29 protein-coding genes are annotated in these 26,299 nt (G+C 50.6%); 12 read left to right on the forward strand and 17 right to left on the reverse strand.

All coding sequences use genetic code 11. The annotated features are described in order from the left end of the window. Positions 1 to 29: 29 nt before the first annotated feature. Both HCX92_RS06500 and HCX92_RS06505 read left to right on the forward strand, forming a co-directional pair. Positions 30 to 728, forward strand: coding sequence for a CoA transferase subunit A (locus HCX92_RS06500; RefSeq protein ID WP_169294125.1), 699 nt, complete (start codon positions 30 to 32; stop codon positions 726 to 728). Between the two features lie 12 nt (positions 729 to 740). Continuing rightward, positions 741 to 1,394 (forward strand): CoA transferase subunit B, encoded by a 654-nt coding sequence (locus HCX92_RS06505; RefSeq protein ID WP_169294126.1) that lies wholly within the window; start codon positions 741 to 743, stop codon positions 1,392 to 1,394. A 135-nt stretch (positions 1,395 to 1,529) separates the two neighbouring features. Here the strand turns inward: HCX92_RS06505 and HCX92_RS06510 are convergent, their stop codons facing one another. Further along, positions 1,530 to 1,907 (reverse strand): DUF423 domain-containing protein, encoded by a 378-nt coding sequence (locus HCX92_RS06510; protein WP_169294127.1) that lies wholly within the window; start codon positions 1,905 to 1,907, stop codon positions 1,530 to 1,532. A gap of 193 nt (positions 1,908 to 2,100) precedes the next feature. Between HCX92_RS06510 and HCX92_RS15035 the strand changes: the two genes are divergently transcribed. The 6 genes from HCX92_RS15035 to HCX92_RS06540 all read left to right on the forward strand — a co-directional run bounded on the left by HCX92_RS15035 (position 2,101) and on the right by HCX92_RS06540 (position 10,428). Continuing rightward, a complete protein-coding gene (locus tag HCX92_RS15035) occupies positions 2,101 to 3,339 on the forward strand; it encodes a zinc ribbon domain-containing protein (protein ID WP_211182294.1) in 1,239 nt (412 codons plus the stop codon). Positions 3,340 to 3,354: 15 nt separating this feature from the next. Next, entirely contained in the window at positions 3,355 to 3,717 is a 363-nt protein-coding gene (locus HCX92_RS06520) for a zinc ribbon domain-containing protein (protein WP_169294128.1), read from the forward strand. A gap of 42 nt (positions 3,718 to 3,759) precedes the next feature. Next, complete coding sequence (locus tag HCX92_RS06525) at positions 3,760 to 4,380, forward strand: hypothetical protein (protein ID WP_169294129.1); 621 nt, start codon at positions 3,760 to 3,762, stop codon at positions 4,378 to 4,380. A gap of 45 nt (positions 4,381 to 4,425) precedes the next feature. Next, positions 4,426 to 4,962, forward strand: coding sequence for a zinc ribbon domain-containing protein (locus HCX92_RS06530; RefSeq protein ID WP_169294130.1), 537 nt, complete (start codon positions 4,426 to 4,428; stop codon positions 4,960 to 4,962). Beyond that, positions 4,959 to 8,453: a hypothetical protein gene (locus HCX92_RS06535; RefSeq protein ID WP_169294131.1), complete on the forward strand. Its 3,495-nt coding sequence runs from the start codon at positions 4,959 to 4,961 to the stop codon at positions 8,451 to 8,453. The genes HCX92_RS06530 and HCX92_RS06535 overlap by 4 nt, the downstream gene beginning before the upstream one ends. A 184-nt stretch (positions 8,454 to 8,637) precedes the next feature. Further along, a complete protein-coding gene (locus tag HCX92_RS06540; RefSeq protein WP_169294132.1) occupies positions 8,638 to 10,428 on the forward strand; it encodes an aminopeptidase P family protein in 1,791 nt (596 codons plus the stop codon). Here the strand turns inward: HCX92_RS06540 and HCX92_RS06545 are convergent. Next, the gene (locus HCX92_RS06545) at positions 10,425 to 11,486 is read right to left on the reverse strand and encodes a YeiH family protein (protein ID WP_169294133.1); all 1,062 of its coding nucleotides are present in this window, start codon (positions 11,484 to 11,486) and stop codon (positions 10,425 to 10,427) included. The genes HCX92_RS06540 and HCX92_RS06545 overlap by 4 nt on opposite strands. Before the next feature lie 98 nt (positions 11,487 to 11,584). Between HCX92_RS06545 and HCX92_RS06550 the strand changes: the two genes are divergently transcribed. Continuing rightward, positions 11,585 to 12,466 (forward strand): LysR substrate-binding domain-containing protein, encoded by an 882-nt coding sequence (locus HCX92_RS06550; RefSeq protein ID WP_169294134.1) that lies wholly within the window; start codon positions 11,585 to 11,587, stop codon positions 12,464 to 12,466. Between the two features lie 69 nt (positions 12,467 to 12,535). On the opposite strand, the gene HCX92_RS06555 is transcribed toward HCX92_RS06550, so the two are convergent. The 9 genes from HCX92_RS06555 to radC form a co-directional block, all read right to left on the reverse strand. Further along, on the reverse strand, positions 12,536 to 12,751 hold the full coding sequence (locus HCX92_RS06555) for a DUF2061 domain-containing protein (RefSeq protein ID WP_169294135.1): 216 nt from the start codon (positions 12,749 to 12,751) through the stop codon (positions 12,536 to 12,538). A gap of 249 nt (positions 12,752 to 13,000) precedes the next feature. Next, positions 13,001 to 13,168 (reverse strand): 50S ribosomal protein L33, encoded by a 168-nt coding sequence (gene rpmG / locus HCX92_RS06560; RefSeq protein WP_094854780.1) that lies wholly within the window; start codon positions 13,166 to 13,168, stop codon positions 13,001 to 13,003. Positions 13,169 to 13,215: 47 nt separating this feature from the next. After that, positions 13,216 to 13,452, reverse strand: coding sequence for a 50S ribosomal protein L28 (gene rpmB, locus HCX92_RS06565; protein ID WP_169294136.1), 237 nt, complete (start codon positions 13,450 to 13,452; stop codon positions 13,216 to 13,218). 386 nt (positions 13,453 to 13,838) lie between these two features. Beyond that, positions 13,839 to 15,029 (reverse strand): multidrug effflux MFS transporter, encoded by a 1,191-nt coding sequence (locus HCX92_RS06570; protein ID WP_246587181.1) that lies wholly within the window; start codon positions 15,027 to 15,029, stop codon positions 13,839 to 13,841. Beyond that, the gene (locus tag HCX92_RS06575; protein WP_169294137.1) at positions 15,007 to 16,413 is read right to left on the reverse strand and encodes an MATE family efflux transporter; all 1,407 of its coding nucleotides are present in this window, start codon (positions 16,411 to 16,413) and stop codon (positions 15,007 to 15,009) included. Before HCX92_RS06575 ends, HCX92_RS06570 begins: the two co-directional genes overlap by 23 nt. 5 nt (positions 16,414 to 16,418) lie before the next feature. After that, positions 16,419 to 18,161, reverse strand: a complete 1,743-nt coding sequence (locus tag HCX92_RS06580) for a glycosyltransferase (protein ID WP_169294138.1) — start codon at positions 18,159 to 18,161, stop codon at positions 16,419 to 16,421. A gap of 133 nt (positions 18,162 to 18,294) precedes the next feature. Beyond that, a complete protein-coding gene (locus HCX92_RS06585) occupies positions 18,295 to 18,561 on the reverse strand; it encodes a type B 50S ribosomal protein L31 (RefSeq protein ID WP_169294139.1) in 267 nt (88 codons plus the stop codon). Positions 18,562 to 18,740: 179 nt separating this feature from the next. Continuing rightward, positions 18,741 to 19,061 (reverse strand): hypothetical protein, encoded by a 321-nt coding sequence (locus HCX92_RS06590; RefSeq protein ID WP_169294140.1) that lies wholly within the window; start codon positions 19,059 to 19,061, stop codon positions 18,741 to 18,743. Positions 19,062 to 19,188: 127 nt separating this feature from the next. Further along, complete coding sequence (radC, locus tag HCX92_RS06595; protein WP_169294141.1) at positions 19,189 to 19,866, reverse strand: DNA repair protein RadC; 678 nt, start codon at positions 19,864 to 19,866, stop codon at positions 19,189 to 19,191. 45 nt (positions 19,867 to 19,911) lie between these two features. Between radC and HCX92_RS06600 the strand changes: the two genes are divergently transcribed. Genes HCX92_RS06600 through maiA form a run of 3 tightly spaced genes read left to right on the forward strand, consistent with a single transcriptional unit; the run spans position 19,912 to position 21,993 of the window. Then, entirely contained in the window at positions 19,912 to 20,388 is a 477-nt protein-coding gene (locus HCX92_RS06600) for a peptidylprolyl isomerase (RefSeq protein WP_211182295.1), read from the forward strand. An 11-nt stretch (positions 20,389 to 20,399) separates the two neighbouring features. Continuing rightward, positions 20,400 to 21,329: a 4-hydroxy-3-methylbut-2-enyl diphosphate reductase gene (ispH, locus tag HCX92_RS06605; RefSeq protein ID WP_248290009.1), complete on the forward strand. Its 930-nt coding sequence runs from the start codon at positions 20,400 to 20,402 to the stop codon at positions 21,327 to 21,329. Positions 21,330 to 21,345: 16 nt separating this feature from the next. After that, positions 21,346 to 21,993, forward strand: a complete 648-nt coding sequence (maiA, locus tag HCX92_RS06610) for a maleylacetoacetate isomerase (RefSeq protein ID WP_169294143.1) — start codon at positions 21,346 to 21,348, stop codon at positions 21,991 to 21,993. On the opposite strand, the gene HCX92_RS06615 is transcribed toward maiA, so the two are convergent. The 6 genes from HCX92_RS06615 to purD are packed head-to-tail and all read right to left on the reverse strand — an operon-like array spanning position 21,975 to position 26,292. Next, the gene (locus HCX92_RS06615) at positions 21,975 to 22,586 is read right to left on the reverse strand and encodes a nucleoside triphosphate pyrophosphatase (RefSeq protein WP_169294144.1); all 612 of its coding nucleotides are present in this window, start codon (positions 22,584 to 22,586) and stop codon (positions 21,975 to 21,977) included. The two genes, maiA and HCX92_RS06615, sit on opposite strands and share 19 nt — an antisense overlap. Positions 22,587 to 22,603: 17 nt before the next feature. Beyond that, complete coding sequence (gene rlmH, locus HCX92_RS06620) at positions 22,604 to 23,074, reverse strand: 23S rRNA (pseudouridine(1915)-N(3))-methyltransferase RlmH (protein ID WP_169294145.1); 471 nt, start codon at positions 23,072 to 23,074, stop codon at positions 22,604 to 22,606. Between the two features lie 9 nt (positions 23,075 to 23,083). Next, complete coding sequence (gene rsfS, locus HCX92_RS06625) at positions 23,084 to 23,488, reverse strand: ribosome silencing factor (RefSeq protein WP_169294146.1); 405 nt, start codon at positions 23,486 to 23,488, stop codon at positions 23,084 to 23,086. 29 nt (positions 23,489 to 23,517) lie between these two features. Further along, positions 23,518 to 24,105, reverse strand: coding sequence for a nicotinate (nicotinamide) nucleotide adenylyltransferase (gene nadD / locus HCX92_RS06630; RefSeq protein ID WP_169294147.1), 588 nt, complete (start codon positions 24,103 to 24,105; stop codon positions 23,518 to 23,520). Beyond that, entirely contained in the window at positions 24,105 to 25,013 is a 909-nt protein-coding gene (hemF, locus tag HCX92_RS06635) for an oxygen-dependent coproporphyrinogen oxidase (RefSeq protein ID WP_169294148.1), read from the reverse strand. The genes nadD and hemF overlap by 1 nt, the downstream gene beginning before the upstream one ends. Position 25,014: 1 nt before the next feature. Continuing rightward, positions 25,015 to 26,292 carry a phosphoribosylamine--glycine ligase gene (gene purD / locus HCX92_RS06640; protein ID WP_169294149.1) on the reverse strand — a complete coding sequence of 426 codons (1,278 nt, stop codon included), beginning with the start codon at positions 26,290 to 26,292 and terminating at the stop codon, positions 25,015 to 25,017. Positions 26,293 to 26,299 lie beyond the last annotated feature (7 nt).

Raw genomic sequence — 26,299 nt, forward strand, 5'->3', positions numbered from 1 at the left:
CGCTTTATATTTAATACGAAGGAAAATAGATGGATAAGGTGTATCAAAGCGCCAGCCTGGCCTTAAAGGACATTGTCGCTGACGGACAAATGATAGGAGTGGGAGGATTTGGTTTATGTGGCATTCCAGAGGCATTGATTGCTGCGCTCAGGGATACGGGCGTTCAAAACCTTACCTGTGTCAGTAATAATGCCGGTGTAGACGGTTTTGGTCTGGGCCAGTTGCTGGCCACACGGCAAATCAAAAAAATGATTGCGTCTTACGTGGGTGAAAACAAAGAGTTCGAGAGGCAATATCTGTCTGGTGAGCTGGAACTTGAATTTACCCCGCAAGGTACCCTGGCCGAAAAGCTGCGTGCTGGCGGTGCCGGCATTCCGGCTTTTTTTACCCGTACCGGGGTGGGTACCCTGGTTGCCGAAGGCAAGGAAATTCGCGAGTTTGACGGGCATCAATATGTCATGGAGCGTTCGCTTACTCCCGATGTGTCATTGGTGAAAGCCTATATCGCCGATCGCAGTGGCAATCTGATATTCAATAAAACGGCGCGCAATTTCAACCCCAATGTGGCAATGGCAGGAAAAATCACTGTGGTGGAAGTGGAGAAAATTGTTGAAACGGGCGAACTGGATCCCGATCAGATACATCTGCCCGGCATTTACGTCCACCGTATCGTGCTGAATGAAAACCCTGAAAAACGTATTGAACAACGTACTGTCCGTCAGGCATAAGGAGAATAAGAAATGGCTTGGAGTCGTGAAGAGATGGCAGCCCGTGCTGCCAAAGAATTGCAAGATGGTTTTTATGTCAACCTGGGCATTGGTTTGCCCACCCTGGTGGCCAATTATGTGCCAGACAACATGGAAGTCTGGCTGCAGTCTGAAAATGGTTTGCTGGGCATTGGTCCTTTCCCTACTGAAGATGAGATTGATCCTGATCTGATCAATGCAGGCAAACAAACCGTGACCACATTGCCGGGTTCTTCCATTTTTTCATCGGCAGATTCTTTTGCCATGATTCGTGGTGGAAAAATCAATCTGGCCATTCTGGGCGCCATGCAGGTGTCTGAAAAGGGAGATTTGGCCAACTGGATGATCCCGGGCAAAATGGTCAAGGGCATGGGCGGAGCCATGGATCTGGTAGCCGGAGTTGGCCGGGTACTGGTTTTAATGGAACATGTTGCACGCAAGAAAGATGGCACCGAAGACCTTAAGATCTTGCCTGAGTGTACCTTGCCCCTGACCGGTTTAGGGGTGGTGAACATGATCATCACTGATCTGGGTGTGCTGGAAGTCACTCAAAATGGTTTGAAACTGCTTGAACTGGCGCCCGGCGTCACTGTTGAGGAACTGCAGTCAAAAACCGGTGTGAAAGTGGATGTTTCCGCTTTTGCCTAGGATAGCTTGCTGTGCTGCTTTAGTTGATATTTGCTGAAAGCAAAGCGATTATCCATCTTGTTTTTGTGAAGGTGGGCAACCGCTGCAATAACCCCGTCTCTTGCCATTGGCAGTGTACGGGGTTTTTTATGCTTTTCATGCCTGTTTTTTCAGGGCAGCCAGCGCCAGCAGCAACCAGCCTAGCAAAAAGCTGACCCCGCCAATAGGAGTGATGGCACCGAGCGTGGGCGTGTCTGTCAAGACCAGTAAATAAAGGCTGCCACTAAAAATGACAATGCCTGCCACCAGAAAACGGGCCGCCCATTTTTGCCAGACCGGCGCAAGCCAGGCGCTGACGGCCACCAGCATAAACAATCCCAGGCTATGCGTCATTTGATACAGCACACCCGTATGCCATACTGTCAGTCTTTCGGGAGTTACCATCGCTTTCAGGGCATGGGCACCAAAAGCGCCAAAGGCAACCGAAACCAGGCAACTGAGCGCGGCGAAAACAAGATAGAAACGGGTATTCATGACTACTTCCTTAAAAATGACAATAAAAAGCAGAAAATACGATAAGGGTATCTGTTAAAAAATGCCATGGATTGAATTTTCTGCTGACGTTCATGATAGCTTAGTGTATCTTGTTGTAAATATATTAAGTTTTTTTAGCCAATGATGGGAGCTATGTTTTTTCCAGGTGTACCACTTCAGAGGAGCTTGCTGCGTGACAAAGATAAAAAACAATAACATCCCCTGGCCAATCCGCCTTTTGATATACGCCTGTTTGTTATTTGCCATGTATGTCAGTTGGAGTACACTTGCATTGGGACTTTGGGGACAGGCCACGATGGGTACGGTAGACAGTTATGATAGTCGCCTTGATGACCGGAGCGCAGGGCAAAACCGTTCCCGCACGATTTCCAAAGGTTACTATTTTACCGCGAATGGAAAGCAGTACCGGGGGTATGTCATTTATGCCAGCGATGAGGTCTGGCCACGCCTTCCAAAGGGGGGCACGCGGGCTGAGCGAATTCTTTATTTGCCTTTCTTTCCTTATATCAATAAACCCAGTGCGCTAAGCGATTTTGATGAGATGGGGGCGCTGGCTATCATTTACCATACTTTTGCTCCACTGGCTTACCTGCTTTTGCTACTGCTGGTGAGCGGGACAGTAAAACGGCAGAAAAAAACAAACCGGCGGCCGGTAAAGCAACCAGACCACCATCCTGTAAAACTAAGGAATAACGCACAAATGTTTTGTACAAACTGTGGTAAAGCCCTGGTGAAAGACGCTGTCTTCTGTACAAATTGTGGCACCCGGATTTTGAATGCCGGTGCTGATCGCGACGGGCAGGCCATGCCCGCGCCAGAGTCGGGTTTCCCCAATTTTCCCGTCAGGGCGGGTTTTTCCAATTATTGTGATCACCCTGACATCTTGGAGGCGGCCCGGAAAAACCGTAAAACCGGCATTGGCTGTCTGTGGGTACTCACACTGGTGCCGCTCATCGGCTTTCCGGTTGCAGGCCTTCTGGTTGAGGATCTGCCTTTTACAGAGGCGGTCGTCATTGGTGTGGGTATTGCGCTGGTCATGTTTATCGTGAATTTGTTCGCGCTTCGCCGCGCCAGCAGGCCAATGTGGGAAGGGGTTGTAGAGGATAAAACCCGTAAAGAACGCAGTGAACGCCGAAGCAGTGAGGACAGCAGTGACAGTACCTATATTGAGTATACGACTGTCATCAGAACCCAGGACGGCAAGAAAAAAACGATTGTTGAAAAGGACAGCGGAAATCATATGTACGACTATCTGTCCGTGGGAGATCGGGTGCGTTACCATCCTGCCTTTGGTACCTATGAGAAATATGACAAGTCGAAAGATCGCATCATTTACTGCAATGTCTGCTCAATGATGAATCCCATCAAGAATGATCGTTGCAAACGGTGTGACAATTTACTATTCAAATAAATAAGGAACATTTCCATGAAACCCTTCAATTCCCTGCGGGAAGCCGCCGAATATGCCGTTACCCTGTCTGATGGCTGGCATTTTGCCAATACGAGTGAGACCTATGAGAAAGAAAGTCTGCTGCCACTTGCCCAAACCAGCGATGAAGAAGACCCGATCGATGAGGATAACTTTTATCTGGTGTCCTCAGGCGGCTCAATCGGTCTTTGCGAAGATGCGGAAGATATAGACTGGTTGTTTATTGCGAATGCTGAAAAAGACACTGTTCTGCCCGATGTTTATTCAGCCTCAACAGACAATTGCTTTTGTTCCCAATGCGGTCATCGTCTTGCGCCTGGCGCCAACTTTTGTGATGAATGTGGTGCAAAGCTGAACTGATCAGGCCTGCCAAATCAAGCAATCAAGCAAAAAGGAAAACTCATGTATAGTCAAAAAAGTGAAGAAAACCGGCCCAATAATGTCGGTCAGAAAAAAGCCGGTACAGTTGCAAAAGCAATCATGGCCGGTACAGTCATGATGGTGACGGGTGTCATTTTGTTTGCCCAGCCTGCACAGGCACAGGCAACGCAAAACCGTCCGGTTAACGGAATCAGTCTTTCCACCACTGAACGGCCCTCAATTGAAGATTTTCGGTGGTATTTAAATGATGTTGAAAAGAACGGTGTACCCAAAGGGGCTATTAAAGAAACCGATTTCAACAACCTTGCCGCAAACTGGAAATGCCTGTTTATTTATGACCCCGAGGGTAAAGACACGGGCCGGCTGTACGATTTCCTAACACTCACCTTGTCTGGGGCAGAGGGTAATGGTGCCGTGATCCTTGATTGGTCTCATATGTTTGCAGGCGATCAGGACATTGATGAAACCAGTATGGAAGACACGGTGCTGAACATGAACTGGAAAAACGGGACTTTATACGGGTATGGCCCGATGAATCTTAGTATCAAGCAGTTCTATTCTTACAAAGGGGCGCAATATGCGGTGGGTACCCTGACGTTGCCTGATGGTACTGACGGCTTGGTGGCCATGACGCGTCCCTGATCAGGGTCTGACAAGGTGTTTTTTTAACGGGAATGGAGTGGGGTAATGGCAAAATTCTGTATGAAATGTGGAACCGCGTTGCACGAAGGTGCCAAATTTTGCATGAAATGTGGCCATGCCCTGCCGGGAATTGAACAGGCTGCACCACTAAAAATACAGTGTGACCGCTGTGGTGCGTCGTTGAAGACGGGGATGAAATTCTGCCCGAAATGCGGTGCCGGGGTTGGGCGGGCATTAACGGTTGACATCCCTGTCAGTGAGCCTGTTATTTCTGTTCAGGTGAGTGATCTGCCACCTAATGTTGAAGCAGCACAAAAAGAGCACATCACGGAAGAGGGGGTAGAAAAAACCAAACAGAGAACCACGGAAAAAGCCAAAGCCAAAGAAAAAGCTAAAGAAACAGCAGCCACGGCAGTTAAAAAAGAAGCGGTCCATCCGGTGAAAAAGGCTTTGTCAGCGCTACTTGACCAGACGGTTAGCGCGTCCGACAACGCAGGTGAAATGCGTATTGCCATGACAGAGGGGCAAAAGTCTTTACTCACCCATGTGATTCGTGAGCTGGCTAAAAGGATAGTGAAATGACGGGCATGAAAACACATTCATTTTTAAGAATATTGTTGGCTCTACTGTTTACCGTTGCGATTTTCTGTCCTGCTCAGGCACAAATACTGGAGAATAGTCGTGATCTTGAATCGGTGAAACTTCGTTTTGTGAATATTACCTCCGCCATTAAGAAGAGTCCTGATAAGGACGGCACCCATAAAAAATTAAATGATGTGACCCTGAAGGTGGGTGAGCCGGTCAAAATTACGTTTGATCGCTTTGTGACGGACATTAAGCCTTGGCATGCCGTTAGCGGGTGGCTCAAACTGGAACTTGGCCGTGATTATTATGGTGAGCCAGCAATTTTTTATGAGCTGGATCTGGACATATCGGAAAAAGACACTGATGGCAGTGTCCAAACTTATAACGACAAGTCGGCTTATAGAGAAATGCGGAGGGTGTTGGAGAACACCTATTGGGGAGGCAGCGGCATGCTCACGTTCAGTTTCTGGCTTGAAGTGACTGATGCTGTCTATGCCGAGGTGACCACCGATGCCGATGAAAGTGCTGGCGAAACCGGTATCCTGATTCCTGCCGCCATTGCGGGCATCCTTATCGGGGGTGGTGCCGCCGCTGCCTGGCGTAGAAACAGGCGCAAAAAGAAACCACAAAATGAAGAAAAGGAAGCGCCCGAGGACAACCCCAATCGCTATGAAATGCGAATTCGCAAGGATTTTGGGAATACACTGGCTGTGGGTAAAAAAGTGCCGATTTATGCCCGTATTGTTGAAATCACCCCCGAGGGCCAGGAAAATACCCGTCATGACTTGACGGCAAAAATCAATATCAGCTCACCTTATTATTTGCAAATCAGTGGGCAAAGCATGGCGGGCGACTATAAGACAGCACAGGTGGAAGCACCTGCCAGTGGTGAATCAATTCCCGACCAGGCACGGGTTTCTTTCTGTTTCATAAGCGAGGGCGGCAGTTTTACCAACCATGTGGTTTTTCAGATTGAGGAAGAAAAAATTGTATTCGCCCAGGACAACCTTACTTTGCCGGCCTGCCATGATAAAACGGAACGCCTGCCTTTTGCCGTGTTGGGGATGGGTAAAGACGCGGTGGTGACCGCCTGTATTATTCGTGATGACGGGTATGGTGTGACGGTAGAGGCTGCAGACGAGCCGGGTCTATACTATGCCGTGATTACCGAGAAAAAGAAGACGGGTGGCAATGCCGGTGATTATGATTCTTATACCCTGGAAGTCAAGGCGGTCAGTGGTGGGCAAAGCCTGACCGGGACTTTGCCGATATACCGTTTTCATATGGGGTTGAGGCTTGATGTCAGTTCGATTGCCTGTTATGTAGAGCCTTATGACTCGCATAAACATCGCAGCAATAAATTCCTGTTTACGGTGGCAGACAAGCAGTATGTGCCTGCCGAGTCCAAGGCGATGATCACGCTGTTTGATTGGGATCCGCAAGCCCATAGCCTTTTGCAGATTGCACCTGACAGTCTGGACTTCCAGCTTCAGGCCGTGCACGAGGCTGATCAGCCGATGCTGGAAAAGCTCGCCATTCAATGTCAAATGATGGACGAGGTGACAGGAGGAGGTCGTGCCTTGATTTTTCGCTGTTGCAAAGGTGCGTTGGATGCACCCAGCCGGTTCAGGGTCAAGGTGCGTCTTGCCACTACATATGGTGATGAAAAGTACATTGTTGAAAAAGAAGTGCTGCTGTGTTCCCAGCCTTTGCGCCAGTCCAGGGATATGGCAGACGGTATGGCGATGCTGAAAGCGGATGCGTACATCACCGAACGTCTGCAACGTATTCGTACCCTGATTTGGGAGATGAACTACCTGAATAAGCTGTTTCCATTGGTTAAGTTCATCGATGTCATGCTGGACGGTTATGACGAAGCTTATGGCTATGACGCACGGCAAGTGGAAATCGTCAAGCAGACCTGGGGTGGTTTTTTGCAAGGAACGGTTGCTGGGGCCAATGCACAGGCCCAGACCGTGACCTTTGCCGATGAAGTGAAGCTTTATATAGAAAGCTATTTGCAAACGGCAGAATCCCTTGAAGAATCATTGGGCTTTATGGGGCGCATGGCACTGGGTGTGACTACATTGGGTTGCTCTGATGTGGTCTTTACTTCCCTGGAAGTGGCGCGCGATATGAAAGCGTATGTGGATAGCGGTGGTGATAGCGCCTGGGGAGCCTTTTATGTGGGCGTTAAAGTTGTCACTCTTGAGTATCTTTCCGACAAGGCAATGAATGCCGGTTTGGACAAACTTAAAAAAGTGGCCGGCAGTCCTGAAGCGAAGCGAGCCATGCGTGAAGCGAAAGAAAATGTCGCTGATAGTATGGCACGCTTCACAACCGCAATCAGTGGCAAGAATACCCGTACCGCGATTGAGGACTCTGTCAAGGCCGGCAAGCAGGCGGCCAGCCAGGCAAGCCTGCTGTTGGAAACCGGACGCAGAAGATTAAGCAAGACAGCCGGCCAAATCGAGCTGGATGAGGCGCTACGTGAAGGCAAGCTGTTTGCCAAACAGCAAGTGGAGAATTTACAGGCTGCGGCCTGGCAATTCGAGCTGAACCCCAGCGAAGCCAATCGAAAACTGCTTAATGACATGACCATCAGCGTTCAGCAAAACAAGTTGGCCATGTATGCGTTGCAGAATTATAAAGATGAAAGTCTGGATTCCGTGCGTAAATCATTTAATGAAACATTGGGTGTGTTTTACAACCGTGCCGACACCCTTGCCAAAGAAAAGCTCGCTTCCATAACGGGGATTCCGACAGCTAAAATTCAAATTCTGAATGCCAGTTCCTCTTCACAGTCGCTTATGCAGCGCGGCAGGAAAACCACCATCGATCGTGATTGGACCGCCTATTATGTTAACTCCAAAGGCGAACATGTCTTTTTTGATCAGGGCATGACCGAACAGATCTATAACGACAGTTTCTTTGAGGCTTCAAAAGGGTTCAAGAATAAGGATGCGGGTTTTTCGGGTCGTTATGGCCAAAAAACCGATCAAACCGTTATTGAAGACGTGCTGGGTCATGCCGAAAGCTATGGCACTGACCTGAAGAAAATGCTGGATAAAACCTATCATGGCATGGCGCTGGACAATCCTGATAAAGTCGCGACAACGGTTGCCAATAAAGGTAAGGAGTGGTTTGAGCGGGGCCATGCACTGCTGGAAAAAGCCGTGAATATTGCTGACCCATCCAACCGGCAGCGGATGTTGGCAGACGCTGTGGGCCAGAAAATGGAGGGCTATCGCCAGCTGACCAAACAGTTTGATAACGCCATCAACCCAAGGGATGTGGCTAGAAGAGGCGGTGCACAGGCCAGCAAAATTCCTGAAAGGTTGCGTGTCTCGGTGGAAATGTGTCGCCGTCAGTTGGATATTGACAGTCAGGTTTCATTGACCGATCTGGAAAGTAGTCTCGAAGCCTTGGGCTTTACGCCAGCGACCTTTGCGGATGCGCTGGGAAATGTGGTACGCCAGATTGGATAGAATGGTCCGTTTATGTACCTAAACAGGCGGGTTCATGGCGTTTTTGTGCTGCTTTGTGGGTGTATCTGGCCTGTAAGCAGCCCTGTTTGTTTATCATGAGCAGGATGGACGAAAAACGTATTTTATTTATTGTGCCGGCTCACCCTTAACGGGTGGGCGGCTTGCTGATTTGTTGGTTGAAAAAATGAATCTATTCAAACAAAGAATTGCGCTATTGCGCGAACAGATGACAAAACGCGGTATTGATGCTTATATTATTCCATCCGCCGATCCACATTTATCCGAATATCTGCCTGAACACTGGCAGGCCCGCACCTGGCTGAGTGGTTTTGACGGCTCGGCGGGAACCCTGCTGGTAAGCGCTCAATTTGCCGGTTTATGGACCGACAGTCGCTACTGGGAGCAGGCCCTGGCCCAGCTTGAAGGCAGTGAGATTGTCCTGATGCGACAGGGGCAGGATGGCGTACCGGATTTGAATGACTGGCTGTGCAGCCAATTGCAGGCCGGCATGACGGTTGGGGCCGATGGCTTTACCCTAAGCATGCGTGCCGCCCATGATTTGCAGGCGGCCCTTGAGGGGGTATCGCTGCGATTTTCCTGGAATGAAAAATTGCTGGACAATATTTGGCCTGACAGACCCGCCTTGCCGGTAGAGGCAGTGTATGAACATGAAGTGCCTTTTGTATCGCAAAGCAGGGCAGACAAACTGGCGCTGGTGCGCAAGCAGATGGCCAGCCTGGGGACGCAGTGGCATCTGCTTTCATCGCTGGATGATATTGCCTGGATCTTGAATTTACGTGGCGCTGACGTTTCATATAATCCGGTGTTTCTGTCGTATTTGCTAATCGGCCCCGAGCAGTGCGAGCTGTTTGTGGATGAGGCCAAGCTCAATCCGGCCCTGACTGAAAAGCTGGTGGCTGAACAGATTCTGATCAGGCCTTACAATGAAATCACCCAGGGGCTGGCCGGGCTTGAAGACAAGGTGAAACTGTTGATTGATCCTGCGCGCACTACCATTGGTATTTGCCAGGCGGCGGCCAGCCTGACGCTGGTAGAGGCGCTGAACCCGTCCCAGTTGTTCAAGTCACGTAAAACACCGGCGGATATCCAGAATGTGCGTAAAGCCATGGAGGCCGATGGTGTCGCCCTGTGTGAATTTTTTGCCTGGTTTGAACAGGCCATGGCCAGTGGTGAGGTCGTGAGCGAGGTGACTATTGATGAGCAGATTAATGCTGCCCGCGCGCGTCAGCCGCATTTTGTCTGCCCCAGTTTTGCCACGATTGCCGGTTTCAATGCCAATGGTGCCATGCCTCATTATCGGGCCACACCCGAATCGCATGCGGTTATTGAAGGCAATGGCCTGCTATTGATTGATTCGGGTGGCCAATACCTGAATGGCACTACCGATATTACCCGGGTTGTACCGGTTGGCCAGGTGTCCGATAGCCAAAAAGAGGACTTCACCCTGGTCCTCAAGGGCATGATTGCCCTGTCGCGGGCGGTTTTCCCGGTAGGGTTTCCGGCACCGTTGCTAGATCCGATTGCCCGTATGCCCTTGTGGCAGCAGGGCCTGGATTTTGGTCACGGCACCGGGCACGGTGTGGGTTACTTCCTGAATGTACATGAAGGACCGCAAGGTATTTCCCATCGTGGTTACCGTAATCCGAATACCGGTATGCAGGAAGGCATGATCACGTCAAATGAGCCGGGACTGTATCGTCCCGGACAATGGGGTATCCGGATTGAAAACCTGGTGTGCAATGTGGCTGCTCATGAAACCGAGTTTGGCCGTTTCCTTAAGTTTGAAACCTTAACCCTGTGTCCGATTGATACCCGTTGTATTGCGCGACACTTGCTGGATGAGTCTGAGATAAACTGGCTGAATCAGTATCATGAGCAGGTAAGAAACAGGCTGCAACCTTTGGTTAAAGGCGCAGCCTTGCAATGGTTACAGGAAAGAACCCGGGCTGTTTAAAGCTGGTTCATGCCATATTGAACCAGTAACGCGCTAACCGCTACCGCGACCCATACGCCCAGTCCCAGCAGGATGGGGCGTATGCCGGTGCTGACGATTTTGCGCAGGTTGGTGGACAGGCCAATCGCACTCAAGGCCATAATGATCATGAATTTGGCAGCGCCAGACAGCCAGGGCAAGAGGGCTTCTGGCAGCAGGCCGGTACTGCGTACGCCTGAGGCCACCAAAAACCAAAGGATAAACCAGGGAAATATTTGGGCCAGTGTCACGTCAGGCAGGTCATTTTTTTTCTGGCGCCAGACCTCAAGAAAAACCAGGAACAGGCAAATGGGGATAATCAGTGTGGCTCTGGTTAGCTTGACGATCGTGGCGTAGTCGCCAGCCTGCTGGCTGTACGCATAGCCTGCAGCGACCACCGATGAGGTGTCATTAATGGCGGCGCCCGCCCACAAGCCAAAGCCGTAATCGCTCAGTTGCAGCATATGCCCCAGGGCAGGGAAAAGCAAAACAGCGATGATATTGAAAAGAAAGATGGTTGAGATGGCATACGCGGTCTCATGGTCTTCGGGCTTGATGATGGGGGTGACGGCAGCAATGGCCGAGCCACCGCAAATCGCGGTACCAACCCCGATCAGGGTACGTAATTTGCCCTGGATGCCCAGTATTTTTCCCAGTAACCAGGCGCTGATGAAAGCCACGCTAATGGTCACGAAGGTAACGGCCAGGGATTCACCGCCGGTACTGACGATTTCCCCGAAACTAAGGCCAAATCCCAGTAAAATCACAGACCATTGCAGGATTTTTTTGCTGGAAAATACAATGCCGGGCTGCATGACGGTTCTGATGCCCAGTGCATTGCTGTAAATAATACCCAGGATAATACCAAAAACCGGTCCACCAATAACCGGGAACTGTTTGCCGGCAAACCAGGCAATGCTGGCGATGCCCAAAGTCAGCAAGAGGCCAGGAATCAGACTGTTTCTTTTTTTGAACAGACCTTGCCGGGAGGGGGCTGCGACAGTAGGGTTAACAATATGAGCAGGGTTATAGGCTGACATAATCAATACTTATATGTTTATGAGTTATTGGTATATTAAACCTTTGTTAAATATAAATAAAGATAATATAATTTATAAATAGAATAAGGGTTTCTTATATGATTTCATTCAGTCCCAAGCAATTGGAAGTTTTTGTCGCCATTACCCTGCAAGGCAGTGTGAAGGCCGCCGCCAAGGTATTGCATTTAACTCAGCCTGCAGCCAGCATGGCCTTGGCTGAACTTGAAAAACAACTGGGTTCCTCCCTGTTTGATCGTGACAAGGGGCGGCTTTTCCTGAATGAGAAGGGGAAAGACTTGCTTCCATTGGCCCAGGAAATCCTGGAGCGCATGCGTGAACTGGAGCAAAGGGCCAGTGACGCACAGGATACTTTGCGGGGAAATTTCCGGGTGGGTGCCAGTAATACGGTAGGCAATTATCTGGTGGGCGATTTATTGGGCCATTTTGTCAATCGGCACGAAGCAGTTACGGTGCATCTTCAGGTTGCCAATAGCGATGAAATTGTCAAGGGAATTCTGGAGCACTCACTGGATGTTGCCTGTATAGAGGGTGAGGTGGTCAATACGGACATCGAAGCGATCGCCTGGCGTGATGATCAGTTGCAGATATGCGCCAGACCGGATCATCCCCTGGCCTTGAAAAAACACCTGCAGGAAAGCGATTTCGAGAATCAGCGCTGGATTTTGCGGGAACAGGGGTCTGCGACACGGCTGTTGTGTGAGCGGGAGCTGAGTCGATTGCCGCAAGGGCACGTTGTGATGGAATTGGGCCAGGTGGAGGCCATTAAGCAGGCGGTTATAGCAGGGTTGGGTATTGCATTTTTACCCAAGGTCGCGGTCACTTATGCTTTGGAATCAGGTCGCCTGGCGCGGCTTGATACACCTTTTTTAAACCTGGACAGGAAGTTGTCCATTATTTATCACAAGCAGCGCTATCGTGGACGACTCATGGATAACTTTTTGTCCATGGTGGCTGTCTAGCGCAGGCGTTTGAGCAGCTCATTTTCCCTTGTCCTGCCAGGGACTGGGTCTGACTTGAAAAACAAGGTGTCAGTTGGCCAGGGCAGTGTTGGATTCGCTTTTGGCCAGGCGCATGCGGATTTTTTTCCAGGTCCGATCATGCAAGGGCAGCAACAGGACATTACAAACGGGCTCAACAAGAGCGGCTAATCCACCCACCGAGAGGGAACCCGTAAAAACGAAGGCAACGCTGAAAGCAACACTCATGTGGAGCAATGTCTGGCTAATTTTTTCGATGATGATCATTTTCTTCTCCAGGCTGAATTCATTTATTAAATGATAATCATTATTGTTTGCAAAGTAAAATGGAGATTTCGTATTTCTATGATAGTTAAAATTAATCAACTATTAATTTTTATTGAAAAAAGATGTTTGAATAATTGTGCTGCAGGTAATTGAAGGGAGGGGCTGGGATGGGATAGTTGCGTATGGTCTTGATACGACAGATACGAAAACAGCCCTTTTAAAAGGGCTGTTTTTGCAAGAGAACAAAGCTTATTTCAGTTTTGTTTCTTTGTATTCAACGTGCTTGCGAGCAACGGGATCAAATTTTTTGATCAGCATTTTTTCTGGCATGTTGCGTTTGTTTTTGGTCGTTGTGTAGAAGTGACCTGTGCCAGCTGTAGATTCAAGTTTGATTTTCTCGCGAATACCTTTTGCCATTTTAAGCTCCTGGGAATAAATTCAGAAAATATTTAAGCACCCAAGGCTTAAACAGATTGACCGTTGGCGCGCATTTCAGCCAAAACAGCATCGATGCCTTTTTTGTCAATGGTGCGCAGTGCATTTGTGGATACGCGCAGGCGAACCCAACGGTTTTCGCTTTCAACCCAGAAACGGCGAGACTGCAGGTTAGGCAGGAAACGACGTTTGGTTTTGTTGTTAGCGTGAGAAACATTATTACCGGTAATGGGGCGCTTGCCGGTTACTTGGCATACTTTAGCCATGATTAACACCTCGTTAAGTTATAGGCCGGATTTTTGGCTCGGGCCAGCCTTCTGAAAAATATTTCAGGCAAATATGACTGACTGATTATTAATTAATCAGTGACAGGTTTTGCCGCTTTATGTGTTTTTACTGCTTTGCGTGGCTTTGTGTTTTACCACTTCCCGCTTCTTTTTTGTAAAGGCATTTATTGATGCGTTTTAATGCACGGTTTCAATAAACGCCCTTAACAATCAGCTAAGCCATCAATTTTAATATGAAAATCATGTTGTTAGCAAGTTATTATGTATTTCCATGATAAATAAAGGGAAATGTGTGGTTTTTAGTTCGGGTTTGCCTTTTCGGTGGCAGATGAGGGGCTGGCGATTATGTGCGTTTCTCATGATTTTCAGGCCCGGCCAATATGTCTGCCACAAATAAATGAAATTCCGATGCACACACACAGGCAGGTAAACAAGGGCAGGGCGGTGCCGGTTTGCCAATGGCTGACCAGGCTGCTGGCTAGCGTGCCAAACAGAAACTGCATGCAACCCATCAGGGCCGAGGCTACACCCAATCGGGCTCCCTGTTCTTTCAGGGCCAGCGCTGTTGAGTTGGGGTTGATAAGGCCCAGGCAAGCGCTAAGGCTAAACATGCAGATCATGAACAAAGGCAGGTTGATAAGATGGGTAAGGGTAAGCAGCAAACCGGTTACGCTGCTGATCAGGCCCAGTAGCAGCGCTGTTTTAAGAACCTTGATTGAAGCGTGTTTACGCAGCATGCGGACACTTATTTGGGAGCCCAGGATTAAGCCGGCGGCATTCAGGCCGAAAAAGAAGCCGAAATTTTCCGGGGCAATACCAAACTGCGTAATGAAAATGGTGGGCGAGGAAGCAATAAAGGCAAACAGGCCAGCCATGCCCAAACCGCCGGAAAGGGCAAAAGCCATGAAGTTACGGTGGCACAGCAGGCCAAAATAGTTGCTGCTGATGGTTTTTGCGCTAAGTTTGACGGCATTTTCGGGGGGCAGTGATTCTTGCAGTTTCAATACACATAGCGCAATTAACAGAAGAGCCACGACCAGCATGATGGCGAACAGGCCGCGCCAACCGACGATGGGCCCCAGGAAACTGCCGGCAACCGGTGCCAGGACAGGGGCCAGGCCCATGATCAGCATTAACAGGGACAGGGCATGTGCCGCATCCTGGGTATTGTAGTGATCCCTGATGACGGCTCTGGGAATGACAATGCAAGACGCGGCACCAAAAGCCTGCAGGGTGCGTGCGACCAGGAGCATTTCAAAGGAAGTGGAAAGTGCGCAGCTGATGGTGGCCAGCAAGTACAGGCTGAGTCCGAAAAGCAGGGGTTTTTTTCGACCGTAGCGATCGGTGATGGGGCCGATGAATAACTGTGCCAGGGACAGGCCCATCAGATAGGATGAAACGGTGAGCTCAATCTGGTGTGGGGGTACTTGCAGGTCCTGGGCAATGGCCGGGAATGTGGGCAGGTACATATCGATGGTGATGGGCCCCAGGGCAGTAATCAAGGCCATCAGGAGTAGCCAGAACGGAATTTTATTACCAAAATTTTCTTTTTTCATCGATCACTTTCCAATACCAGACATGTAAAAAAAACGCGCAGATCAGCAGACTCAAACTGCACATGATCCATAAACTGGAGACGCCCACCGGTGCACCCGGCGTGAGCAGATTATTCAGGGGTTGCAAAAACCCGGTTCCGTTGCCAAAACCAAAATACCAGCCACCCGCCAGTCCCAGTCCCAGCAATAAAACGGTTTGCAAAATGAAGGGAATGGTGGCAATTTTATAGGCGCGAAGGATATAGGAGATCATGCATTGCGTGGTATCGGCAAAATGCAGCAGTGGCATAATGGTTAGCAGGGCGCCTGCGATGACGGCAACCTGGGCATCGGAGGTATAGGCCTGGATAATAAGCGGTTTGCCCATTAAAACGATGGCAATGCTGATTCCAGCACCGATCAGGCTGAGAAACAGTCCGCTTTTGGCGATCTGGTGGGCAAATCGGAAGTTTCGGCTGCCGACTGCGCTGGCTGCCAGGGCTGAGGTGGCGATGCCCAGTGACAGGGGCATCATATACAGAATGGAAGCCAGGTTTGATAATACCTGGTGTCCACCCGATACAAAGGTGCCTTCCCGGGCCGCGAGCAGGGCCATAAAGGTAAATGCGCTTACTTCCACCAGATAGGAGCCACCCATGGGGATCCCCAGTTTTAGGATTTCAGCCAGATATTTGCGCTGGGGGCGGCCTAGGGTCAGATTGAACTGGCGGTAAAAGGGGGTGTGAAAAAGGATCCACAGGCCGGCGAAGAACATGAGCCATGAAACAATGGCGGTGGACGTGCTGGCGCCAGCGCTGCCCAGGGCGGGCAGGCCAAACTGGCCAAAAATAAGCAACCAGTTCAGCAGGGCTTTTAAAACAATACTGAACAGAGTGATTTGCATGACCAGTTTGGGTTTCTGGACTGCCGTGCATAAAGCGTAAACTGCCCGGAACATCAGGGATGCCGGCAAGGCAATAAAAATAATGCGCAGGTAAATGGCCACCTCATGGCGTACCTTGTCGGGTACGTCTCCGGACATCGATAGCCAGATTTCAGGGAACAGCAGAACCAGTCCACCCAATAAGGAAAGCGTGCAAGACAGCCACAGGCCCTGGCCCCAGAAGCGGCCAATTTCTTCTTTTTTATTTGCCCCCAGCAATTGGGCGCAGATGGGGATCAGTGCATGCACCACACCCATCAGTCCGATATTGACAGTCAGGAAAATGGAAGTGGCCAGTGCCATGGCCTGCAAAGAGTCGGGGCTGTAGTGTCCCAGCATCATGCTGTCCAGCACGGCAAAAGCGATACCTGCCCATTGGCTGATCAGGATTGGCCAGGCCTGTTTCAGGATATGCTTAAGACATCCAGAAAAAGAAAGTCCGATTTTGCTGTCAATTGGCATGAAAATTATTTGTCCAGATGCAAAAGCAGGAAAATTTCATGGCGCTCGGATTTGCGCGAACCTTGCCAAAGGATGCGGGCGTTGTCAGCATAAGGTAAGGTCCGTTCTTTCAGATGTTGCCGGGTGGTTTGCAGCAAAACCAGTTTGCAGGTTGTGTCGTAGGTAAAGGTAATGTTTTCAAACACCCGCAAGGCAGCGCGCTGCCCCATGCCAAGGCCTTGTTCGCGAACACATTCACCTGGTTTTACGTGGGTTTCAAGGGCCTGTTCCAGCTCTTGGGAAACCTGTTTGTAGCTGCGATTGTAGTTAATCGAAGGGAGCCATAGCAGGGCCAGCAAAATCCATGTGCAGGTCAGGCCGGCAGCAGACAGGATCAGACCTCGCCATAAAGCCTGTGGATTGATACGCAAGCGCCATGACACCATCGAATACCAGAGAATACTTACGACAATGGCGGCCAATAGCGCCAGTGGTGAAATGCGGGGTTCATAGCCGGTTAACAGGCGGGTAATGTTGTGGTTGATTTGTTGGGGCCAGCCAAAATGCAGGGCAATCCATCCAAGCCAGACGGTAATCATGGACAGGGAAAGGATCATGATGGAGAACCAGTCTTGGGTATTGATAATATTGCGGCGCAGGGTGGGAATGGACATGGCAGCCAAAACCGCAAAGGGAACGGTGAGCATGGCATATTCCGGTTCAAAAGCGTCCTTTACCAGGGCGATAGTGAGAAAACTGCCTAGCGCCATGGTGCCTGGTATGAAAATATGGGGGGCTCGAAGCCATTTGCGCCAATTCCACAGCGCGATCAGGGCAAATGGCCAGGTTGGCCAGGTAAACCAAAGCAGGTCCCTGAGTGACTTGAGGAAGAGTTGGGGGTTGCTGAAGCCAAATGATGAGTAATTCCAGTGGAGCCAGCTGGATGTCCAGTAAGGGTTAGTGGCTTGTGCGGGAATGAACCAGGCCAAAAAGCAGCCAGCGCCCAGGAAAAGGGTGATCAGGAAGGTCAGTTTGTCGTGACTTGTGAATACCCTGGAAACCAGCGCGCAGGCAACCATAAATAGAATGGGGGTGGCGCCAATAAAACCGTGGGTAAGCAGGGAGCCTGCCAGGGCCAGGCCAAGAATAATGCTGCCCTGGACAGGGTGGTCCAGCATTCTGGCCAGACCATAAAACGCAATTGAAAACAAGGCCAGCAGCAGCGGAAAAGAGGAGGTTTCGTGAATGGGAATAATAATGCCAATGGTTGCAAGGATGAACAAAAAAGCAACATCGGCAAGCATGCGTCCATAATCGCGCGGGTGTGGTTCACCGCCAAAGGGCAGGGGGAGGGGCTGGCACTCGGGACGACGGGCCAGCAAGTAGGTACCATGCCATACCCCCCACAATAGCAGGAAGAAATACAGGATGGTGGGCAGGCGGGCAGCAGTGATCTGGGCAGTTAAAGGATCAGTGAACACGCCAAATAAGGGGCTGAAGAGGCCAATGGAAAGGGCGCCCATCCAGGTGGTGAGCGGTCCTTCCTGGGCAAAGGCAAAATTGCCGATCTGGGGCAATAACCAAGCCGATTCGCGATAGGCATCCATCATGGTGGCCATACCAGTCAGGTCATTGGTTTTCCAGGGATCACGAAAAAAAAGTCCGGCAAAAATATACAATGCTCCCACGATGAGCAGGGCGATTCGGGGAAGTTTGCGTGTGGCTGGTTCGGTCAGGCGGGCAGGGGTGGTTTGTTGGTATGAGGACACGGAATGCAGAATATTAGTAGTGTTGGATTTAGCAATCGGATTGAGGCCTATTAAACCATAAAAAAAGCAGCCTTCTATAAAGGCTGCTTTTTTTGAAGAAAATCTGCTTGGGCAAATAAATTTGCCGTGATTATCAAGAAGATTTTTTCAATGTACCTGCTGTACGGGCAAAACGGGCACGGAATTTTTCAACGCGGCCGGTTTCAACAATACGTGTTTGTGCGCCTGTATAGAATGGGTGAGATTCTGATGTAACGTCACATTTGAACAATGGGTATGTTTTGCCATCAAGTTCAATGGTTTCACGAGTGTTAACAGTTGAACGTGTGATGAATTTAGAACCGGTTTGCAAGTCGACAAAAACGACTTCGCGGTAGTCTGGGTGAATACCTTCTTTCATGGGGTTTCCTTGGTTAAACGGGTCGCCAGCTCTCAGTCTATCCTGAAAGCAACGTATCCAAAAAATCAGGAGCAAATTTTACCACAGTTTTATTGACTGCCTGCTTTTTTGCCTAATGCAGGTACGTTGCAGTCCGGTTATGAGGCGTCATCAAGTAGTGAATTTGCAACAATCATGCATCAGGAGGAGTGAATGGACAGGCCGGGCAAGTCTACCACGACACGCATGGAGTCAAGTGCAATGGCGAAGTGGCGGGCCAGTTCTTCAGCCTGCTCTGCGTGTTCGCTTAACCAATCATGGCCCAGGGTGTCGGTAATGGCCAGAACGCGATCCAGCAAAAGTACCTTGCCACTGGGTCTTAAAGGTTCGCAACCCAGTTCTTCCCATTTGTTGGCAATCCATTCACGGGATTTTTCCATATTCTCGGTGTTGTACTCAATACTGGTATTGATTTCCAGAGATTCTTTTGGGCTAAAAATAAAGGTAACATCACAGCGCATATTGATCTCTCACATTTAATGTCAGGTAAAAATGAATAATTGAGTTAACCATAGCCACTATATATGAGTTTAGCCGTCATGTGAATGACAATTAAGATGAAAATCATGGCGATAAACAGGAGGGCTGTTATAAATGCCCTTTTTCTGCCAGGGAAACGGCTTTGTCTGCCGCCACGATCAGGTGGTCCAGCAGCTTGATGTCCACCAGTTGAAGTGCCTTTTGAATATGCTTGGTCAGGGAAATATCGGCCATACTGGGTTCGGGAATGCCCGAGGGGTGGTTGTGGGCAATAATGACCGCCGCTGCATGGTGCTTCAGGGATGACTTGACCAGTTCCCGTGGATATACCGAGGCCTGCGAGAGTGTGCCCTGCGATATTTGTTCGCTGCAAATAAGCCGGTAACGGGTGTCCAGGTAAATGGCCATGCAATGCTCTACCTTCAGGTGGGCCAGTTTGCTGCTGCAATAAGCCTTGACCTTATGGGGGTGATCCAGGGCGTTGCGCGATTGCAGCTCTTCTTCCAGGGAGCGTTTGGCCAATTCGTGAATGGCCAGCAACTGGCAGGTTTTGGCATTGCCCAGACCTTTTACACTTTTCAGCAGGGTAATATCTGCGGCCAGCAGGTTGCGCAGCCCGCCAAACTCATGTAACAGGCGTGCGCCAAAATTAACGGCATCGCAGCCATTGATGCCGGTTCGCAGCACTATGGCAAGCAGTTCAGGGGTGGTCAAGACCTCGGGGCCATGGCTGATCAGACGCTCTCTTGGCCGTTCCTGGTCGGAAATAAAGCGGTAAGTTGACATAACAGTTAAAATGGTGATTTTCAGACACCATTAAGGTGACAGATTTTGATCGGGAAGTCAGAGAAAGTGAATCATATTGTCCACGCCAATTCTTATTTAACCTTGCACTACCGTATTACCCTGGCTTCCGGTCCAGGTGCGGGATCGGTGTTTATGGATACCTTTACCGGTAACCCTGCCACACTTCTGATGGGGTCCAATCAATGGTTGCCCGCCATGGAAGAGCCCCTGTTGGGCAAGAAAGAGGGAGACTCGTTCAGTTTTACCCTTACGGCGGCACAGGCTTATGGGGAAAGAAACCCCGAGCTTTTGCAGCGGGTGACCAAAGCCATGCTGGCTGAACATGCCGGAGAAGACGCTACGTTTGAAAGTGGTGATATGGTTGAATTCACGGCACCCAATGGCGGGCGCTACTCCGGTATTTTCAAGGAGTGGGGCGATACCTGGGCCTTGTTCGATTTTAACCATCCCCTGGCAGGCCTTGACCTGAAGGTGGACGTCTCTTTGTTGGGGGTTATGTAATGGCAGCGGGAATGGAAATTCTTCTGGCTGATCCAAGAGGTTTTTGTGCCGGTGTTGACCGGGCCATTGATATCGTGGTGCGTGCCCTTGAGCTGCATGGTGCGCCCATTTATGTCAGGCATGAAATCGTGCATAACCGTTTTGTGGTGGAAAGCCTGCGCAAGCAGGGCGCCATTTTCATTGACGAACTCGATGAGGCGCCTGCGGGTGCCATTGTTGTCTTCTCTGCTCATGGCGTATCCAAGGCTGTACGTGAAGAAGCACAAGCGCGTGGCCTGAAAGTTTTTGATGCGACCTGTCCGTTGGTAACCAAGGTTCATGTCGAAGTCAGCAAAATGCATGCCGAGGGCCGTGAAATTATCATGATCGGGCACAAGGGTCATCCTGAGGTCGAAGGCACTTTGGGGCAGGCCAAGGGGCATATGTATTTGGTGGAAACCCCCGGGGACGTTGAAAATCTGGTGGTGGAAAATCCCGATAACCTGGCTTTTGTTACCCAGACCACGCTGTCTGTTGATGATGCTGCGGTGGTTTCCGAGGCTTTGCGCAAGCGCTTTCCCAATATTGTGGCTCCCAAGAAAGCGGATATTTGCTATGCAACGCAAAACCGTCAGGATGCCGTCAAAATGATGGCGCCTGAATGCGATGTGTTTTTTGTGGTTGGCAGTGTCAACAGTTCCAATTCAAATCGTTTGCGCGAAGTGGCCGAGCGTTTGTCTTGCCCGGCTTATCTGATTGACGGGGCCGAGGCTATCCAGCCGGAGTGGCTGGAGAATGCGCAGCATATCGGCATTACCGCAGGTGCGTCTGCACCCGAAGTGCTGGTGCAGGAAGTCATTACCCGTTTGCGGGAGCTGGGCGCGGTGTCGGTTCGCACGGTACAAGGGGCAGAAGAGAACGTGTCGTTCCCTTTGCCTAAAGAATTGTCACGTAAAAAATAATCAGGAGATATTCAGGATGAAGTTATATGGCTATTTTCGCAGTTCGGCTGCCTATCGCGTCAGAATTGCACTGAATTTGAAAGGGCTGGAATATGAGTCTGTGCCGGTTCATTTGTTAAAGGACGGCGGCCAGCAATTAAGCCATACCTATCGAGAGTTGAATCCCACTGCCCTGGTACCCACTTTCACTGATGACAATGTCAGCATTGGTCAGTCACTGGCCATTATCGAATATCTGGAAGAGGCTTATCCGGCCACTTTCCGGTTGTTGCCCGATACCTATGCGGCCCGGGCAAGGGTGCGTTCACTGGCGCAGTTTATTGCCTGCGATATTCATCCTTTGAATAATTTGCGTGTGCTGAAGTATTTAACCCGCACTCTGGGTGTTAATGAGGAAGCCAAAAACGAATGGTACCTGCATTGGGTACGCGAGGGTTTCGATTCGCTTGAAAAAATGCTGGCTTCATCCAATCAGACGGGTAAATTCTGTCATGGTGATACCCCCACCCTGGCTGATATCTGTCTGGTGCCGCAAGTGGCCAACGCCCGGCGGTTCAATCTTGATTTAACGCCTTACCCCAGTATTGTGCGCATTGATGCCGCCTGTAACAAAGAGGACGCCTTCATCAAGGCAGCACCGGTCAATCAGGCGGATGCCGAGTAAGCACGCCGCAACAGACGACAGGTTTCAAACAGTGGCAGTCCCATCACGCCACTGTAACTTCCCGAGATATGTTCAATAAATACGGAAGCCAAGCCCTGTATCCCATAGGCTCCGGCTTTTCCGTTACCTTCCCCGCTGGTGCAATAGGCATCTATTTCCTGTTCATCCAGCGGTTTCATGCTGACCTGTGTAATAGAAACATCGGTAAAGTACTGTCCCTGCCAGGCCACGATAATGGCAGTATGCACCTCATGGGTTTTGCCAGACAGCATGCCCAGAATTCTGGCGGTGTCCGCATCATCAACAGGTTTTCCCAATACCAGACCATCAAGAATGACGCAGGTGTCGGCCGTCAGGACAGGTTTTGGGACAAGTGTCTGCGCTTTAATAAAGTGACAGGCGCGCACGGCCTTGTCCATGGCGGTACGCTGGACATAAATATGGGCCGCCTCGCCTGGGTGTTGCGGTTCGTCTTCGCCCGGCGGGGTGGGTACGTGCAGGACCTCATGGGACAGGCCAATCTGGTTCAGCAGTTCATGACGGCGAGGACTGGCCGAAGCCAGGTAAATGGAAGGAGGAATTCCGGGAAGCATATCAGGTAAATAAAAAATCAGGCCCTGTGATAGGGGTGGTTAACCAGAATGGCCCAGGCTCGGTAAAGCTGTTCGGCCAGGACAATACGTACCATTGGATGGGGTAGGGTTAATGAGGAAAGCCGGATCATGCCGGAACAGCTTTTTTTCAGTTCGCTGTCCAGGCCATCGGGACCGCCAATCAGAAATACCACATCTTGTCCGCCACTGCGCCATTGTTCAAGACGGGAGGACAGGTTCATGGTGGTCAGATCTTTGCCATGCTCATCAAGGGCAATACGCAAGGCAGACGCTGGAATGGCGGCTTCGATGCGTTTGGCTTCCGCCTGCATCATCTGTTGTGGTGTTTTGCCGGTGGTGCGGGGCTCGGGTTTGATTTCTTTCAGTTCGATGGCACAATCGGCCGGCATGCGCTTGGCATAATCTTCCCAGGCGATTTCTACCCAGGCCGGCATTCTTGTGCCAACGGCAATCACGATCAGTTTCATGCTTGGGTTTTAGATGTTGGGGTCGTAGGCCTGGTCAGGAGAAATGACAGGGGGGACCTGGGTGGATTGGGGTAATAACTTGACGTGTACGGGCTTATCACCCCAAACGGCCTCAAGGTTGTAGTACTGGCGAATGGCCGGTTGCATGCAATGAATCACGATATCGCCAATATCCAGCAAGACCCATTCACCGGTATCCATGCCTTCCAGGGCGATAATCTGGATACCGTGCTTGCGTACGGCATCCGAGACGCTGTTTGCCAAAGAGCGGGTTTGTCGGTTTGAGGTACCGCTGGCAATAATGACGCGATCAAACAGGCTGGTCAGGTGGGTAGTGTTGTATACCTTGATGTCCTGGGCTTTGACATCTTCCAGGGCGTCAATCACAATGCGTTGAAGTTTTTGTAATTCCATAGTTGTTCTGTAGTAATAATCGTAATGATTTAAGTGTAAAGTTTGTGTTGCCGGATGTATTCCAGGACCGGGCGTGGTATCAGTTGGCTCACATCCTGTTGCTTGGCAAGGCGCTGGCGGATATCGCTAGAGGAAATATCCATGGCTTCAAATGACAGTGTAATCAGTTTTTTGCCTTTTTGTTGCAGTTTTTCAGCCAAGAGGCGGGGTACTTCCAAAGGGTGGGTGTTTCTTTTTGCCACCACCAGGGTGACATAATCAAGAATGTCCTTCCATTGGTGCCAGGTACAGAAATTGGCCAGCTGGTCGGTGCCCAGCAGCCAGTAATAGCTGGCGTTGGGTGGTAATGCCTTTAGGGTATCGATGGTATAAGTGGCGCCTTCGCGGGCAATTTCAATATCATTGGCAACCATGCCAGGCCGGTCGGCAATGGCCAGCCTTAGCATTTCAAGACGTTGTTGGCCATTAACCGGCAATGCCTGTTTTTGCCAGGGATTGCCGGCCGGAATGAGTTGCACCTCATCAAGGTGCAGTGTATCCAGGGCGGTTTGTGCCAATGCCAGGTGGGCATTGTGAACAGGATTGAAGCTTCCGCCAAGAAGCCCGGTTTTTTTCATCAGAGCCAGTCTCGGGGCGTCAGGAAAAAGTAAAGCTGGGCTTCGGCTGAACCAGGTTCGGGCTTCCAGTCATAGCGCCAGCTTGCCGTCGGTGGCATGGAAAGCAGGATGGATTCGGTGCGTCCGCCTGATTGCAGGCCAAACAGGGTGCCCCTGTCCCAAACCAGATTGAACTCGACATAGCGTCCGCGTCGGTAAGCCTGGAAGTCCCGTTCCTTTTCACCAAAAGGCAAATGCCTGCGCTTTTGCACAATGGGTAGGTAAGCTTTCGTGAACGCGTTGCCGGTCGCCTGAACCAGTGCAAAAGACTGTTCAAAGCCCAAATCGTTCAGATCGTCAAAAAAGATGCCGCCCACACCGCGGGTTTCATTGCGGTGTTTCAGGAAAAAGTAGCGATCGCACCATTCCTTGTATTCGTGGTAACGGGTTTTTCCAAACGGCTCAAGTGCGTCATGACAGGTTTGGTGAAAATGACGGGCATCATTTTCAAAAGCGTAGTAGGGGGTCAGGTCCATGCCGCCGCCAAACCAGAAGACATCTGTTTCGCCTGGCTGGCTGGCCTTGGCCACGAACATCCTGACATTCATGTGTGTTGTCGGGATATAGGGGTTGCGCGGGTGCAAAACCAGTGAAACCCCCATGGCTTCCCAAGAGCGGCCAGCCAGTTCGGGGCGGTGTGCGCTGGCCGAAGGCGGGAGCTTTTCTCCGGTAACGTGGCTGAACAGCACGGCACCGCGTTCGAAAATATGACCGTCTTCTATGTAGCGGGACAGGCCGCCTCCGCCCTCGGGGCGTTCCCAGGCATCCTGGGAAAAGGCATGGCCGTCTTCTTTTTCCAGTGCCTCAACAATGGATGCCTGTAATGAACGAAAATACTGACTGACCTGTTCCAGGGGTATGTGTTGCATATTACTTTAAAGCCCTCCATGCAATATCGCTACGATACTGCTGGCCATCAAACTTGATTTGTTTAACGGTTGCATAGGCGGTTTCACGGGCCTGTTGCACAGTGTCGCCCAAGGCGGTGACACACAGTACCCGACCACCTGAAGTAACGAGCTGGTTATCTTTCAGTGCAGATCCGGCATGGAAAGTCACGCAGTTTTCTTGTGGTGCAGGAATGCCGGTAATGACATCACCGGTGCGGGGCGTGCCGGGATAGTTGTATGAGGCCATCACAACGCCCAGTGCGGTGCGTGGATCCCAACTGATGCTGGCTTGGTCAAGCTTGCCTTGTGCCGCTTTCAACAGGGTGTCGGCATAATCGCCTTGCAGGCGCATCATGATGGGTTGGGTTTCTGGGTCACCCATGCGGCAATTGAACTCAAGCACCTTGATGCTGCGGTCCTCATCGTTGCCATCATCAATCATGAGACCAGCATAGAGGAAGCCGGTAAAGGTGATGCCGTCTTTTTCCATACCCTGAATGGTCGGGTAAATGACTTCCTGCATGATGCGTTCGTGCAGGCGGTCGGAAACGATGGGAGCGGGTGAGTAAGCGCCCATGCCACCGGTGTTGGGGCCCTGGTCGTTGTCAAGTTGGCGTTTGTGATCCTGGCTGGTAGCCATGGGCAAAATGTTTTTGCCATCGCACATGACAATGAAACTGGCTTCTTCGCCAGTCAGGAAGCCTTCAATCACCACGCGTGCACCGGCTTCACCCAGGCTGCCATCACCCAGCATGGCATCAACGGCATCGTGGGCTTCTTGCAGGGTTTGGGCAACCACCACGCCTTTACCTGCCGCCAGGCCATCGGCTTTGACAACAATGGGCGCGCCTTGTTCGTTAATATAGGCATGAGCCTGTTCGGGAGAGGTAAAGGTGGCATAGGCCGAAGTGGGGATGTTGTGGCGTACCATGAAAGCTTTGGCAAAATCCTTGGAGCTTTCCAGTTGTGCGGCAGCCTTGGTAGGGCCAAATACGGCAAGACCCTGTTCACGGAACAGATCAACCACACCTGCAGCCAAAGGCGCCTCGGGGCCGACTACCGTCAGGTCAATACCTTCTTTTTTTGCAAAGGCGGCCAGTTCATCAAGGTTGGTAATGGCCACATTCTTGAGTAACGGGTCAAGGGCGGTGCCCCCGTTGCCGGGCGCTACAAAAACATCGCTTACCTGTGCGGACTGGGCAATACGCCACGCAATGGCGTGCTCACGGCCGCCATTGCCAATAACGAGTACTTTCATTGTCAAA

The organism is Advenella sp. EE-W14 (assembly GCF_012923605.1).
Classification (GTDB): Bacteria; Pseudomonadota; Gammaproteobacteria; order Burkholderiales; family Burkholderiaceae_B; genus Advenella; species Advenella alkanexedens.

What these genes read in the sequence shown, in the direction of transcription:
- HCX92_RS06500 (WP_169294125.1), top strand. Translation starts at nt 30, where the DNA reads ATGGATAAGGTGTATCAAAGCGCCAGCCTGGCCTTAAAGGACATTGTC.
- HCX92_RS06505 (WP_169294126.1), top strand. Translation starts at nt 741, where the DNA reads ATGGCTTGGAGTCGTGAAGAGATGGCAGCCCGTGCTGCCAAAGAATTG.
- HCX92_RS06510 (WP_169294127.1), bottom strand. Translation starts at nt 1,907, where the DNA reads ATGAATACCCGTTTCTATCTTGTTTTCGCCGCGCTCAGTTGCCTGGTT.
- HCX92_RS06520 (WP_169294128.1), top strand. Translation starts at nt 3,355, where the DNA reads ATGAAACCCTTCAATTCCCTGCGGGAAGCCGCCGAATATGCCGTTACC.
- HCX92_RS06525 (WP_169294129.1), top strand. Translation starts at nt 3,760, where the DNA reads ATGTATAGTCAAAAAAGTGAAGAAAACCGGCCCAATAATGTCGGTCAG.
- HCX92_RS06530 (WP_169294130.1), top strand. Translation starts at nt 4,426, where the DNA reads ATGGCAAAATTCTGTATGAAATGTGGAACCGCGTTGCACGAAGGTGCC.
- HCX92_RS06535 (WP_169294131.1), top strand. Translation starts at nt 4,959, where the DNA reads ATGACGGGCATGAAAACACATTCATTTTTAAGAATATTGTTGGCTCTA.
- HCX92_RS06540 (WP_169294132.1), top strand. Translation starts at nt 8,638, where the DNA reads ATGAATCTATTCAAACAAAGAATTGCGCTATTGCGCGAACAGATGACA.
- HCX92_RS06545 (WP_169294133.1), bottom strand. Translation starts at nt 11,486, where the DNA reads ATGTCAGCCTATAACCCTGCTCATATTGTTAACCCTACTGTCGCAGCC.
- HCX92_RS06550 (WP_169294134.1), top strand. Translation starts at nt 11,585, where the DNA reads ATGATTTCATTCAGTCCCAAGCAATTGGAAGTTTTTGTCGCCATTACC.
- HCX92_RS06555 (WP_169294135.1), bottom strand. Translation starts at nt 12,751, where the DNA reads ATGATCATCATCGAAAAAATTAGCCAGACATTGCTCCACATGAGTGTT.
- rpmG (WP_094854780.1), bottom strand. Translation starts at nt 13,168, where the DNA reads ATGGCAAAAGGTATTCGCGAGAAAATCAAACTTGAATCTACAGCTGGC.
- rpmB (WP_169294136.1), bottom strand. Translation starts at nt 13,452, where the DNA reads ATGGCTAAAGTATGCCAAGTAACCGGCAAGCGCCCCATTACCGGTAAT.
- HCX92_RS06570 (WP_246587181.1), bottom strand. Translation starts at nt 15,029, where the DNA reads ATGAAAAAAGAAAATTTTGGTAATAAAATTCCGTTCTGGCTACTCCTG.
- HCX92_RS06575 (WP_169294137.1), bottom strand. Translation starts at nt 16,413, where the DNA reads ATGCCAATTGACAGCAAAATCGGACTTTCTTTTTCTGGATGTCTTAAG.
- HCX92_RS06585 (WP_169294139.1), bottom strand. Translation starts at nt 18,561, where the DNA reads ATGAAAGAAGGTATTCACCCAGACTACCGCGAAGTCGTTTTTGTCGAC.
- HCX92_RS06590 (WP_169294140.1), bottom strand. Translation starts at nt 19,061, where the DNA reads ATGCGCTGTGATGTTACCTTTATTTTTAGCCCAAAAGAATCTCTGGAA.
- radC (WP_169294141.1), bottom strand. Translation starts at nt 19,866, where the DNA reads ATGTCAACTTACCGCTTTATTTCCGACCAGGAACGGCCAAGAGAGCGT.
- ispH (WP_248290009.1), top strand. Translation starts at nt 20,400, where the DNA reads ATGGAAATTCTTCTGGCTGATCCAAGAGGTTTTTGTGCCGGTGTTGAC.
- maiA (WP_169294143.1), top strand. Translation starts at nt 21,346, where the DNA reads ATGAAGTTATATGGCTATTTTCGCAGTTCGGCTGCCTATCGCGTCAGA.
- HCX92_RS06615 (WP_169294144.1), bottom strand. Translation starts at nt 22,586, where the DNA reads ATGCTTCCCGGAATTCCTCCTTCCATTTACCTGGCTTCGGCCAGTCCT.
- rlmH (WP_169294145.1), bottom strand. Translation starts at nt 23,074, where the DNA reads ATGAAACTGATCGTGATTGCCGTTGGCACAAGAATGCCGGCCTGGGTA.
- rsfS (WP_169294146.1), bottom strand. Translation starts at nt 23,488, where the DNA reads ATGGAATTACAAAAACTTCAACGCATTGTGATTGACGCCCTGGAAGAT.
- nadD (WP_169294147.1), bottom strand. Translation starts at nt 24,105, where the DNA reads ATGAAAAAAACCGGGCTTCTTGGCGGAAGCTTCAATCCTGTTCACAAT.
- hemF (WP_169294148.1), bottom strand. Translation starts at nt 25,013, where the DNA reads ATGCAACACATACCCCTGGAACAGGTCAGTCAGTATTTTCGTTCATTA.
- purD (WP_169294149.1), bottom strand. Translation starts at nt 26,292, where the DNA reads ATGAAAGTACTCGTTATTGGCAATGGCGGCCGTGAGCACGCCATTGCG.